General features: G+C 68.6%; 14 protein-coding genes. 5 read left to right on the forward strand and 9 right to left on the reverse strand.

The genetic code is table 11. The annotated features are described in order from the left end of the window. Positions 1-20: 20 nt before the first annotated feature. Positions 21-638 (forward strand): histidine phosphatase family protein, encoded by a 618-nt coding sequence (locus tag APR04_RS14840; RefSeq protein ID WP_253871495.1) that lies wholly within the window; start codon positions 21-23, stop codon positions 636-638. 80 nt (positions 639-718) lie between these two features. On the opposite strand, the gene APR04_RS14845 is transcribed toward APR04_RS14840, so the two are convergent. Beyond that, positions 719-1,663: a sugar phosphate isomerase/epimerase family protein gene (locus tag APR04_RS14845; protein WP_253871498.1), complete on the reverse strand. Its 945-nt coding sequence runs from the start codon at positions 1,661-1,663 to the stop codon at positions 719-721. A gap of 182 nt (positions 1,664-1,845) precedes the next feature. On the opposite strand from APR04_RS14845, the gene APR04_RS14850 reads away from it, so the two are divergent. Next, positions 1,846-2,730, forward strand: coding sequence for a hypothetical protein (locus APR04_RS14850; protein WP_253871500.1), 885 nt, complete (start codon positions 1,846-1,848; stop codon positions 2,728-2,730). Between the two features lie 5 nt (positions 2,731-2,735). Continuing rightward, positions 2,736-3,152 (forward strand): DUF6933 domain-containing protein, encoded by a 417-nt coding sequence (locus APR04_RS14855; RefSeq protein WP_372496115.1) that lies wholly within the window; start codon positions 2,736-2,738, stop codon positions 3,150-3,152. 137 nt (positions 3,153-3,289) lie between these two features. On the opposite strand, the gene APR04_RS14860 is transcribed toward APR04_RS14855, so the two are convergent. Then, positions 3,290-3,559 carry a hypothetical protein gene (locus APR04_RS14860; protein WP_253871504.1) on the reverse strand — a complete coding sequence of 90 codons (270 nt, stop codon included), beginning with the start codon at positions 3,557-3,559 and terminating at the stop codon, positions 3,290-3,292. Between the two features lie 118 nt (positions 3,560-3,677). Here APR04_RS14860 and APR04_RS14865 point away from each other — a divergent pair, with 118 nt between their 5' ends. After that, complete coding sequence (locus APR04_RS14865) at positions 3,678-4,388, forward strand: ASCH domain-containing protein (protein ID WP_253871506.1); 711 nt, start codon at positions 3,678-3,680, stop codon at positions 4,386-4,388. A 54-nt stretch (positions 4,389-4,442) separates the two neighbouring features. On the opposite strand, the gene APR04_RS14870 is transcribed toward APR04_RS14865, so the two are convergent. Beyond that, complete coding sequence (locus APR04_RS14870; protein WP_253871508.1) at positions 4,443-5,783, reverse strand: hypothetical protein; 1,341 nt, start codon at positions 5,781-5,783, stop codon at positions 4,443-4,445. Positions 5,784-5,901: 118 nt separating this feature from the next. Here APR04_RS14870 and APR04_RS14875 point away from each other — a divergent pair, with 118 nt between their 5' ends. Beyond that, complete coding sequence (locus APR04_RS14875; protein WP_253871510.1) at positions 5,902-6,237, forward strand: nucleotide pyrophosphohydrolase; 336 nt, start codon at positions 5,902-5,904, stop codon at positions 6,235-6,237. A 108-nt stretch (positions 6,238-6,345) separates the two neighbouring features. On the opposite strand, the gene APR04_RS14880 is transcribed toward APR04_RS14875, so the two are convergent. The 6 genes from APR04_RS14880 to APR04_RS14905 form a co-directional block, all read right to left on the reverse strand. Beyond that, positions 6,346-8,175: a calcineurin-like phosphoesterase C-terminal domain-containing protein gene (locus APR04_RS14880; RefSeq protein ID WP_253871511.1), complete on the reverse strand. Its 1,830-nt coding sequence runs from the start codon at positions 8,173-8,175 to the stop codon at positions 6,346-6,348. Between the two features lie 219 nt (positions 8,176-8,394). Next, complete coding sequence (locus APR04_RS14885; RefSeq protein WP_253871512.1) at positions 8,395-8,910, reverse strand: hypothetical protein; 516 nt, start codon at positions 8,908-8,910, stop codon at positions 8,395-8,397. 66 nt (positions 8,911-8,976) lie between these two features. Continuing rightward, a complete protein-coding gene (locus APR04_RS14890; RefSeq protein ID WP_253871513.1) occupies positions 8,977-9,252 on the reverse strand; it encodes a hypothetical protein in 276 nt (91 codons plus the stop codon). A 226-nt stretch (positions 9,253-9,478) separates the two neighbouring features. Beyond that, entirely contained in the window at positions 9,479-10,081 is a 603-nt protein-coding gene (locus APR04_RS14895) for a hypothetical protein (RefSeq protein ID WP_253871514.1), read from the reverse strand. A 2-nt stretch (positions 10,082-10,083) separates the two neighbouring features. Next, a complete protein-coding gene (locus APR04_RS14900; RefSeq protein WP_253871515.1) occupies positions 10,084-10,224 on the reverse strand; it encodes a hypothetical protein in 141 nt (46 codons plus the stop codon). A 2-nt stretch (positions 10,225-10,226) separates the two neighbouring features. Continuing rightward, on the reverse strand, positions 10,227-11,351 hold the full coding sequence (locus APR04_RS14905) for an ISAs1 family transposase (RefSeq protein ID WP_253871516.1): 1,125 nt from the start codon (positions 11,349-11,351) through the stop codon (positions 10,227-10,229). Positions 11,352-11,403 lie beyond the last annotated feature (52 nt).

The following is an 11,403-nucleotide window of genomic DNA, read 5'->3' on the forward strand; positions in this document are numbered from 1 at the left end:
AGCGTGCGACGCCTGCTGGCGTGACCACGCTGCTGCTGGTTCGTCACGGAGCGACAAGCTGGACGCACGACCGGCGCCTCCAAGGACGCACCGACATCGACCTGTCCGACATCGGACGCAGCGATGTCGCGGCGCTCGGCCCTGCGGTCGCGGCCTGGGCGCCCCGGTCCCTGGTGGTCTCTCCGCTGCGCCGCACGCGCAGCACCGCCGAGCTGCTCTCCACGGCACTGCGCGACTCGGGAGAGGCCGAGCTGCCGGTGCCCGTCGTCGAGGCCGGCTGGACCGAGCACGGCCTGGGGGAGTGGGAGGGGCTCACGCCCCACGAGATCGGCGACGACTACGCCCGCTGGCGCGCCGGCGCGCTCGTCCCGCCCGGCGGCGAGCCCCGCGACGACATCCGGGCGCGCGTCGCCGCCGCCGTCCGGTCGGCGGCCGCCTTGCCGGGGCCGGTGCTCGTGGTCACCCACGGCGGCACCATCCGCGCGGTGCTCGCCGCCTGCGTGGGGCTCACCGCCGAACGCATCGAGCCCGTGGCGCCGCCCAGTCTCACGGTGCTCGACGTCGCCGACCCTCACGCATCGGAGCACGGACCGAGCGGGGTGAACGGCGCGCGGCTGCGGCACTTCAACATCCGGTGACGCGACCGCTGCCCTGAGGGCGCTGACAGCGCAGCCGAGGGTGACTGCGCTGTCAGCACTGATCGAGCAGATCGCACGGGTCAGAAGGTGAAGCAGTCCAGGAACCGGAACGACTTCGCCGATGACTCGAACGACGGCGCCCAGTCCCACTCGTAGGTGTAGTACCGCACGTCGCCCTTGGCGGCGCCGAGGACCTCGGCGAAGTCCATCTCACCGTCACCGAGCCCGACCTGGGTGAGCCCCTCCTCGGAGCCGATGTTCACGGCGTCCTTGACGTGCAGCAGGTCCATGCGGTCGCCGTGCTCCTCGATGAGGTTCGCGACGTCGACACCCGCCTCGGCGGCCCAGCCGATGTCCAGCTCGAAGGTGACGTACCGCGGGTCGGTGTTCTCCTCCAGGACGTCCCAGGCGGTGACGGTCTCACCCGTCTCGGGGTGCGTGAACTTCACGTCGAAGGTCGAGGTGTGGTTGTGCACCAGCACCTTGTTCACCCCGTTGTGGTGGGCGTACTCACCGAGCTGGTCGAGGTAGGCCGCCGTCTCGACGGTGTCCTCGTAGGAGTCGATGCCGCCCGGGATGCCGCCCGAGCCGACGTAGCGCTGGCCGAGCTCTGCCGCGTAGGCCACGGTCTCCGGCCAGGTGTCCCAGTCGGTGCTGCCGTGGCTCGACGCCGCGTGCAGGCCGTGCTCGTCGAGCAGCGCCTTGAGCTCCTCGACGGGCATGTCGTACGGCTGGTCGTACAGCTCGACGTTGCGGAACCCGGCGTCGGCTACCTCCCCGAGCACCCGGTCCAGGTTCTCGGCGGTCGGCGTTCCGGACCCGAGCTCCCCGACGTGCGTGTACAGCTGGATGGAGATCTGCGAGTCCGGGATGCCGCGGCCGGCGCCGCACTGGGCTGCGGCCCCTTCCGGTGACGCGGTCGCCGCCGGTGCGGCCACGAGCGCCCCCAGGGCGATGGTCGCGGCCACCGTGGTCGCTTGCAGTCGTCGACGGTGGTGTCGTGAGCGGTCTAGTGAGTCCCGCATCTGTGCTCCTGACGTCGTTGTCCGTGATCACCGCGCGTCGACTTTTGACGCGCGGCGCACAAAAGAGTCTTGTCGGGCGCCATATGTCTGTCAAGGGCGCGGGACCCAAGAGGTGACGATGTGTCCGCGCATGACGGCGCAAGTATCCTGCTGTGTTCCTGCAGGTCAGCGATGGGTCGAGGGTGAGCGAGTACCAGTACTACGAGTTCCTGGCGTTAGATCGGCCGTTGACTGCCGAGCAGCAAGCAGAGATGCGGCAACTGTCCACGCGGGCGCGGATCACGGCGACGTCGTTCACCAACGAGTACCACTGGGGCGACTTCAAGGGCGACCCGCTGAAGCTGGTGCGGGGGCCCTACGACGCGCACCTGTACTACGCGGTCTGGGGTGCCCGCCGTCTGGTCCTCCGGCTGCCAGCTATGGCGTTCGACGGAGTGGACCTCGACGCGTACGCAGTGGTCGACGCAGCGGACATTGCGACCCACAGGAAGTACGTGATCTGGGACGTGAGCTCTGAGGGCAAGGAAGAAGATTGGGAAGACGACGAGTCCTTCAGCCTTGGGGTCCTGTCCGGTCTGCGTGGGGAGATGCTCGCCGGTGACCTGAGGCCGCTGTACCTGGCCTGGTTGGCGGCGGTCGGGGTGTGGGAGCGGGACGAGGACGCGTTCGACTACGAGACCGACGAGCACACTATCGAACCACCGGTCCCGCCCGGCCTAGGATCACTGACCGGTCCGCAGGTGGCGCTGGCCGAGCTGCTGCGGCTGGACCAGGACCTCCTGGCCGAGGCCGCGACCACCTCTCCGCCGCTGGGACGGACCGGTCCGGTCGAGTACCGCGCCTGGGTCAAGGACCTGCCTGACACCGTGAAGGTCGACGCGCTGGTTGCACTGCTTGATGGCGACGTCGGCACAGCACATGCAGTGCTCCTGGCCCGCCACCGCGGCCAGCTGTCCGGCGTCGGACCGGGCGCCGCGCATGACGATGAAGCGCGCACCATCGGCGGACTGTTGGACCAGGCGGCGAAGCGCCGCGCGGCCCGCGTGGAAGCCGGAGCCGCCGAGTAACTATCCTGGGCGACTGGTACGTGAACGCGACGCCGTGGCAGCCGCAGGTGGCGATCCTCGTCAATGAGCGCACGCTCGTGCCGGTCCTGATCCCGCTGGCGCCGGCCGCGTCGATGTCGAAGAGAGCCCCGGGCGCGATCGAGGAGGTGCTGACGGCACACGGCATGCCCGAAGGCCTGCTCGCCGCGGAGCTGGACCACATGCGCGAGGTGCGGATCGCCCAGACCGTCGACCGGAGCGTCGTCGGCTCGATGAACGACTTTATCTACCTCGCGGACGTCTGGCGCTCCCGGGACTTGTCGCTCAGCCTGCTCGACCTGTCGCTCCGGTTGGCGCACGTCCCGTGCAGCCCGCTGAGCAAGCGGCAAGTTTTCCCAGACGCGGAGTTCGCGGCGCTCATAGCGAACACCAGAAGCGGCTGATCGACGCGCCGGTCAGGGTGCCTGTTCGGGTCCGCGGAACCGTTCCTGGGTCAGTCCCGCGTGCTCAAGGGACGAGTTCGAGGAGTCCTTCACGTCGAAAAAGGCGTAGAGCGGTCCAGTGTCGAGAACCGTTGCGATCACGTGTGCCTGCTGAAGCGATCACGCAGGCGGTCACGGATGTAGTCGTCGTGTCGCTCAGCCACGTCGCCGGGCCCTTCGATGCTCCCGGCGAGCTCCATGAAACTAGCTGGCAGGGGAGCAACGGCGCTGGGTACTGGGGAGGGGCGGACGGTTGCGCTGGCCAGCTGCTCATCGTTGGCCACGAGAACACGCAGATGTCTTGCCTGCGCAGGTGTCAGTCGATCGACCAGGTGCCGTAGGTCCTCGTAATCGTCCGCGACGCTCATGTGGTCAGCCTAGACGAGCGTGCCGCAATTCATCGAGAGGAGGCCTCGGTCTGACCTGCGGCCGACCGGGCTGCAAATGACCTCGATGTGAGGCGCTCGGCATGTCAGGGTCGCACCCATGTTGAACCCTCCCGAGCAGCGCCTCCTCGACGCGGCGCTCGACACTGCTTCCCGCCTTCCGGCCGACGGCAAGTACCTGCACACCGTTGCGTCCGCGGTGATGGACATCCACGGTGACATCTACACCGGCGTGAACGTCGGCCACTTCACGGGTGGCCCATGCGCCGAGCTCGTCACGCTCGGGGTGGCGGCGGCCGCCGGCTCCGGGCCGATCTCGCGGATCGTCGCGGTGGGGGACAGGGGCCGCGGCGTCATGCCCCCGTGCGGACGATGCCGCCAGGTCATGCTCGACCAGCAGCCGGACTGCCGCGTCATCGTGCCCGACGGCGATGATGCGTCCTCCGTCCCGGCCCGCGAGCTGCTCCCGTACCCTTCGCAGCACCCGGACGCCGACCCGCCGCGCCTGCTGCGGTTCTCCCCGGGGCACTGGGGGAACGTGGTCGACGGCGTCAAGACCGCCACCACCCGCTTCAAGGACCCTGCCGCGCCGGGGCCGGCCACGCTCCTGTTCGAGTTCGACGACCGGTACCGGTCCCTGCCTGGCGTCGTCGAGTCGGTCGAGCACGTCCGGTTCGCCGACATCACCGACGCCCAGGCCGCCCTGGAGGACTGCACGGCCGACGAGCTCCGCGCGGCGCTGCGGAGCTACTACTACCCGGAGGTCGCCGACGACGACATGGTCGACTTCGTGCGGTTCCGGGTCGCCTGAGCTGGCTCTGGTTCAGCAGGCTCGAGGGCCCGACCCTGGCCTCTGGCGGAGCCGTCACCGTGCCGTCGCTGGGGCCGCTGCCTCCCGGGCGCCTCGGAGCCGCGCCACCCGTTCCTCGCCGAGGCGGATCCCGATCTCGCCGAAGCGTCGCAACGGCCCTCTGCCGAACGCGCCGCTGTACAGAGCGGCGACCGAGATCACGGTGAGCAGGACCTGGAGGACGATCAGGGCCGCAGGCGCCCACGTCGCGGCCGACATCGCGGAAGCGAGGGTCAGCTCTCCGCAGAGGAAGAGAAGGATCGAGGCTGGTACGGCGAGGGCGGCGCCGATCGAGTCACCGAGTCGCACGTGGGTGGGAATGCGTGCCACCAGGACCGCGCCGAGCGCCCACGACGACGCCGCGATGACGAACTGCAGCGACTTGCCCGTGGTCAACGGCACGGACGGGAACAGGCCCACCATGATGGGCACGAGCAGGGCGACGAAGGCGGTCAGGACGGCGGCTCGCACGGTCGTCCGCCCCATGCGGCCACCGGCGGTGCCGCGCCGCACGGTCCGGAGGGCCAGGCCCTCCTCGTCCTCGGACGACTTCGCGGCGCCGAGCAGCTCGCTGGTGGAACGGACCGCCCGGAACAGCCGGATGGTCTCGCCCTCGACCCAGACGATCATGATCAGGCCCAGGCCGACGTGGACCACCCACCCCGGCTGCTGTGCGAGCGCCGCGCCCACGACCACGAGGATCGCGGCGAGACTGATCGCGACACCCAGGCAGGCCTGGACCCCGGCACGCTGGCGCAGCAGTCTCAGGTCGTCCGAGGGCCCGGCCAGGCTCTTCGCCGCGGAGCCGGCCAGCCGCCGGGCGCGAGCGACCGTCGGCTCCGCTGCGACGGTCAGCACGACGACCAGCAGCGCAAGGACCTGAAGGAGCTCGACCACGCCGCCGAGACCGTCGGCCACGAGCTCGCCGACGCCCTGGACGGTCAGCTCTACCAGCGCGCCAACGGCCGGCACTGTCGACTCCAGGACGCTCGGCGCTCCTCCCGGGCCCTGGAGCGAGGGCAGGAACGCCAAGGCTCCGAGGAGCACGACCACCAAGGCTTCGGTGAGGATGCGCCACTGGTCCAGCCCGCCGATCGCCGGGCGCTGCTGCGTCGCGGTGCATTCTTCGCACACGAACTCGGCGTCGTCGCCGCTCGCTGCCGTGCCGTCCTCTCGGGTACGGCAGATGCGACAGCGACGGCGCTCCCGCAGATCCTGCGCCGGCTCCTCGCGCGGGGCGGGTCTGCGGACGGGCCGCGGCGTCGGTGCGGGTGCGGGGGCGGGCGCCGGCACGCCGGGGATCTCGATCCGGCCGAGGTCCCGGTCCGGCCCTGTCCACTCTGTGCTGTACGACACACCATGACTTTAGGGGCAGGTCCGTCGCATCAACATGGGTACCGGTCGACGTTCTGTTGCCGATGGCGGCGTCGGGCCGCCTGTCCGGCGACCGCGTGGCCGGGGCATCATGAGCCACATGAACGACGCCACGATCGAATCCGTACGCGACAGGCTTCGCGACTTCGCGGTCGCGCGGGACTGGGGCCAGTTCCACACGCCCAAGAATCTCGCGATGGCGCTCGGCGGTGAGGTGGGTGAGCTCCTCGCTGAGATGCAGTGGCTGACCGACGACCAGGTCCACGCGAAGCTGGCCGATCCCGAGTCCCGGAACGGAGTCGAGGAAGAGTTCGCTGACGTCTTCCTGTACCTGGTCCAGCTCGCCGACATCTGCGGCGTGGACCTGATCCAGGCGGGGCACGCGAAGATCACGCGGAACGACGGGCGGTTCCCGCCGTCGTCGGAGGAATCTTGAACTCGTCGCGCGGCCGCGACGGGGTGGGCCGTGCCGCCGACGTCCCCTGGCCGGGATGGCCAGGGGACGTCGGCACTGCAACGGGCTAGGACATGGGAGCGTCGTCGGTCACTCGGTGACCTCGAAGGTCAGCGACTCGGTGAACTCCCGTCCGTGCACGTCCGTGGCGGTCACCTCGGCGGTGTGCTCACCGACAGCTAGGTCGGAGGGCAGCTCCAGCCGCCACAGGTGCATGGTCCGCTCCACGAGGCCACCGCCGTGGGGGAGCGTCTCCAGGTTGGCCGTCGGGTCGGACCACTCGGCGCCGATGCGCACGTCCTCGCCCCGCAGCTGCTGGGTGCGCTCCGCCTCGACGGCGCTGCCGCCGTCGACCCGAACCTGCACGGTCGACCCGGTGGAACCCATCCAGAAGTTCGTGGTCAGCCAGGTCTCGGCGAGCTCGTCCCGAGACACGGAGAGCGGCTCTGCCAGCTCGGGCGCGGACCCCACCTTGCTCCTGTTCGCGGTGAACCAGTCGCGGTACCGGGGCGTGTTGAGCCCGAGCGACAGCTGGTGAGCGCCGTCGTCGCCGCGGACGGTGTAACGCTCGGTGATCTTCGTGTTCTTGATGTCCAGCGTCAGCACGCCCGGAGGCGTCCCGTCCCGCTGGACGGCGGTGGGATAGCCGGCGTCGAGCTGTCGACCTGCGTACCAGTGACCCGAGACCGCCCCGACGGTGAGGTGCGTGAACGGGAGGCCGTCCTCGCCCAGCAGGTCCTTCCACCCCGCCATCAGGTCGCCCTCGCGCAGGTTCTCCGACATGTGCGTGTGCCCACCGAGCGAGATGACCTCGCGACCCTCGAGGATGTCGTAGATCTCCCGCAGCTGCTTGGTGCGGTGCGAGTCGCTGTACCAGAACTCCAGCAGCGGGCTGTGTCCGGCCAGCACGATCGCGCGATCCTCCGGCACGGCCGCGATGTCGTTGCGCAGCCACTCCAGCTGCCGCTCGCCGAGGCCGTAGGTGTACTTGCTGGTGGTGCCCGGGTACTCGATCGTGCTCAGGGCCACGACGTGCGCCTTGCCGGCGTCGTAGGAGAAGTACTCCGGGCCGAGCTGGGCGCGGAACGTGTCGAAGTTGTGCTCCCGGGCCGGGGAGTCGAAGTCGAGGTCGTGGTTGCCGGGAAGGAACCGCGCCGGGCCGTTGAGCGTCGCGGTCAGGTCGCGCGTCTCGTCGAACATCGACAGGTCGTCGCCCACGACGTCGCCGATGAAGAGGACGCCGCAGCCGGCGTAGTCGTTCCGCTCGGCCAGGTCGGCGAAGACGCCTGCCCTGGCGTACTCAGCTTCCTTCGGGTTGTAGGTCTGCACGTCAGCGCCGATCGCGCAGTGCTGCTCGGGTGAGCGCGTCTCCGTGCTGGCGGTGAGCGGGAAGTTCAGCTCGTCGGGCACCGGGCCGGTGGGCTCAAGGCCGCCGTAGCGCAGCTGGGGGGAGCCTTCGGGCAGGTGGTGGTAGTGGAACTGGGCGACGTTGTCGTCGTCGACCGGCACCTGGTAGCCGCGGGGCTGCGTGACGAAGACCGTCATGTTGTCCTCGACCGGCAGCTCGTAGCGGCCCTTGCTGTCGGTGGTGGTCACCGCACGTCCGTTGGACACCGAGACACCGGCGAGGCCGCGCTCGTTCCCGTCCTGGGCCGAGCTGCGGTTCCGGTCGACGAAGACGGTGCCCGTGACAGTCTTCCGGTCCGCGTCAGGGCCCTCGACGACGTCGACGCCGCCGCGGTAGGCGGTCTCGTCCCAGCCCTCCGTGGCCGACGACGCCTCCGGGGCCGTGCTGTTCGCGGGTGCGGCACTGCTGGCCACCGGTGCCAGCAGGGCGCCGGAGAGGGTGACGATCAGTGCGCCGACGCCCAACCGCGCCGAACGCGGGGAGCGGGTGCGTGATCCAGACACCGGATTCACGGGGGCCTCCTCGAAGTAGCGACGCCGACCTGTACGGCCGGCAGGTCGCACTCTGGCGATCAGGTGTGAACCGGACCCGGCTTTCTGTTGAGTGCTGGGTGAATTTGACCTGTCTTGGTGGCGGCGGTGCCGTCAGTTCGCGCTACCTGTCCGGCGGCAAGGTGAGTAGCGTCTCGACGGATGGGCAAGGGGAGAGCGTCGGATGCGCGGGTCGACGGGTCAGTGCTTTCGCTCCGCTCCGGTGTCTGCCCAGGTGAGCCACTGCTCGAAGGGCTCGATGGCAGCGAGGGCCGGGTCGACTGTTCGCGCTCCGAGCGCGAAGTCGGCCGCGAGCTTTCTGAGCATCTGGAGCAGGGGACCATGGCCAAGGCGCTCAGTCGCCGGATCGGGTACCCACGCGGTTCGGGACGAGCATCTGATTGTCAGCTCGTCACCGTCCGGCGAGAACTCGAGCTCGGTTTCGGTGCCCTGCGAGTACATGTCAAGCCCGAAGAGGTCACCGGACTCAAGGTTCTCGAGCAGGTCCGGCAGCTGTTCCAGGAACACCGACATGTCGTAGTCGACGCTCATCGGCCAGGGTTCACGGCCGAAACCGCTCAGGATAAACCGTGCGCCTTCAGTTTTTGCGAGGACCTGGCAGAGCTCCATGACAAGGCTTTCGTAGTCATAGGTCAGGTCGAACGAGTGGCCACTGTTCCCGAGGTCGCCGGACTCGTACGCGACGCGAAAGGCCATCAGGGTTTCTCCAGGATCGGGTAGGCGTCCTCAATCATTCCGTTGTGCCGCGGTAAGGCCCCGGAGTCACAGTGCCAGTCTGCCCGCTTGGTTGACGGCGTCCTCCCACGTGACTTCGGCCAGGCTCGGCAGGGAGTCGGGCAACAACCCAGCCAGATTGGAAAGGAGCGTTTGGTCGCTGACAACGACGTATCCGCCCCACGGATGATGGTCCAACGGAATCAGGCTGGCATAGCCACCGGCAGGACCAGAGACCAGATAGGTGAGTGCTGCCGACCGATCTGCCTCTTCGCGATCAACGCCGCCGAGCCCTCCGAAAGCGAACAAGCCACGCTGCATCATGGTCGTTGATGCTGCGTACCAGGCCCGGGGCGAGGCTTCCGGCGCCATGAGCCCGACGCACGAGCCGGTGCCACGGGCCTCCCGTGTTGCCGTGAGGAACTCGTGCAACCTAGCCGAGCGCGGATTCAGCGTGTGCAGGTGGCAAGCGCCTGGAAACCTCGTCAGACCAGTAGAGCAGGGCCGCCAGTTCCGATCCGTCGATTTTCGTGATGGCTGCCATATGTGCTCAGCTGCCTAGTGCTGTCTGGACGTCGACATGTGTGGCCAGTTCCGCGGTGGGGTTGCCCAACGACCACGCGGCGTGATCCGCCGCGTGATGTTCGATGGCGTCCCGTCGGACGACCAGGCGGTCGGGAGCAGGCGGAGTGGTGCTCGGATCGGCGATGAACGCATCCCAATCGAAGTCCTCTGTGCTGCCGCGCTTGTCGATCACTACTCCAATGACCTCGTCCGATGAAGCACTCGCGAGCTGATCAGCACCGGATATCGCAGACTCGACCTGGTCGAACTCAAGACCGTCCAAATAACAGGTCACAGAATAGAACGCGGTGCCCGACGAGGTCTCGGTGAGGTTGCGACGGACCGTGACGACCATGTCCTCCGACTTCGAGTACCACATCTGGAAGGTCAATGACGGAGAGTCGTTGTCTTCCAGCAGCGGTATGAAGCCCTCGCTGGAAATAACCTCCCGAGTTCCCTCGAGATCAAGAACGCTGACCTGGCCTTCGCCGATCGGATAGTCCAGGGTCGCGCCGGTGGCCGCCAGGTGGTCGACGACGCGTTCGGTGGGTTCTCCACGAAGGAACCAGATCATGAATCCGTCAGACATTGTCACTCCTTGGGAAAGCTGTGCACGTAGCCGTCGCCGAACCACTTCTTGGCCTGGTCGATAGCGCTCGAGGGCGTTCCGTCTTCCAGGTAGTACAACGCATCGACACCGTCACGGTCGGCGGCCGCCCAGGGCTCCGGCAAAGTTATGACTGGAGGAGCGTGGTGATGGGACGGTCGAGGTCTCGGGCGTGATGGCGGGTGGCTTCGGCGAGGTTGTCCCAGTCGTTCAGGCGCAGGATGGCGATGACGGCGTTGCGCAGGCTGGCCATGACCTGTGGCGCGTTCCCGGAGGCGACCTGTGAGCGGTCCTCGTCGAACGTCACGTCCCGCACCCAGTGCAGGCGGTTCTCGATTGACCACTGCCCCTTGACCCACGCGGCGAGGGTCGCCGGTGGTGCGGTGCGGGCGTCCGCGCTGGTGATGAGGTAGACGACCTCGACGGTGCGCTTGCCCTTCTTCGTGACGGTGCGGCGCAGCTGAGCGACCTGCAGCGCGCCCTGGAACTCGATCCACGCGGGTGCTTGCAGGACCTTGATGGTGCGGGTCGCGCGGCGCCCGTGCCCGTTGTCGGTCGCGGTGATGCCGGGGATCTTGGCCCACGGCAACGCCTTGAGCAGGCAGTACAACGTCTTCTGGTTCGCCTTCACGGTGAGCACGAAATGCGCGCCGGCGACGCGGATCTTGGCCGCTGTGGCGTGCTGGGTATGCAGCGCATCCATCGTGATGATCGCGCCGGTCAGGTCGAGCAGGTCCAGCAGGGTGCGGGCCGCGGTGATCTCGGAGTCCTTGGACCCGATCCCGACCTGGGCGGCGACCATCCCGGTGGCGTGGTCGAACGCCGCCACCAGGAACGACTTGCCCGAGCCCTTCTTCCTCGCGCCGCGCACGGACTTTCCATCGATCGCGAACACGCGGCGGCCGTCCACGACGGCGGCCCGGGTCATCGCCCAGGCGCCCAGCAGCTGATCCAGCACCCCGGCGTCGAGGCGGGCGAACACCCGCCGGAAGGTGGACTCGTCCGCGACGGCCTTGGTCATACCGAGCCGGCCCAGGCGTGTGCTGCCGGCGTCGCGCGCCCACTCGGCCATTGCTGTGAAGCCCTTCGCGCCGGTCAGCACCGCGGCCACCGCGACCGCGACGAGCGCGGCGACCGTATGCCGCCTGCCTCGCCGGGCTCGCGGATCGGGCACCCTGTCCAGCAGATCGAGCAGGAGATCATCCGCCGAGACGGGCATGGTCTCGGGCGCGGCGATAGACGAAGATGGCATGCGCGGGCGTGCTCCCCGGGTGGACCGACAGGTGTAGGAACCACCGATCCAA

It is taken from the genome of Promicromonospora umidemergens (assembly GCF_024171995.1).
Classification (GTDB): Bacteria; Actinomycetota; Actinomycetes; order Actinomycetales; family Cellulomonadaceae; genus Promicromonospora; species Promicromonospora umidemergens.

What these genes read in the sequence shown, in the direction of transcription:
- APR04_RS14845 (WP_253871498.1), bottom strand. Translation starts at nt 1,663, where the DNA reads ATGCGGGACTCACTAGACCGCTCACGACACCACCGTCGACGACTGCAA.
- APR04_RS14865 (WP_253871506.1), top strand. Translation starts at nt 3,678, where the DNA reads ATGTTGAACCCTCCCGAGCAGCGCCTCCTCGACGCGGCGCTCGACACT.
- APR04_RS14890 (WP_253871513.1), bottom strand. Translation starts at nt 9,252, where the DNA reads ATGATGCAGCGTGGCTTGTTCGCTTTCGGAGGGCTCGGCGGCGTTGAT.
- APR04_RS14875 (WP_253871510.1), top strand. Translation starts at nt 5,902, where the DNA reads ATGAACGACGCCACGATCGAATCCGTACGCGACAGGCTTCGCGACTTC.
- APR04_RS14895 (WP_253871514.1), bottom strand. Translation starts at nt 10,081, where the DNA reads ATGTCTGACGGATTCATGATCTGGTTCCTTCGTGGAGAACCCACCGAA.
- APR04_RS14885 (WP_253871512.1), bottom strand. Translation starts at nt 8,910, where the DNA reads ATGGCCTTTCGCGTCGCGTACGAGTCCGGCGACCTCGGGAACAGTGGC.
- APR04_RS14860 (WP_253871504.1), bottom strand. Translation starts at nt 3,559, where the DNA reads ATGAGCGTCGCGGACGATTACGAGGACCTACGGCACCTGGTCGATCGA.
- APR04_RS14905 (WP_253871516.1), bottom strand. Translation starts at nt 11,351, where the DNA reads ATGCCATCTTCGTCTATCGCCGCGCCCGAGACCATGCCCGTCTCGGCG.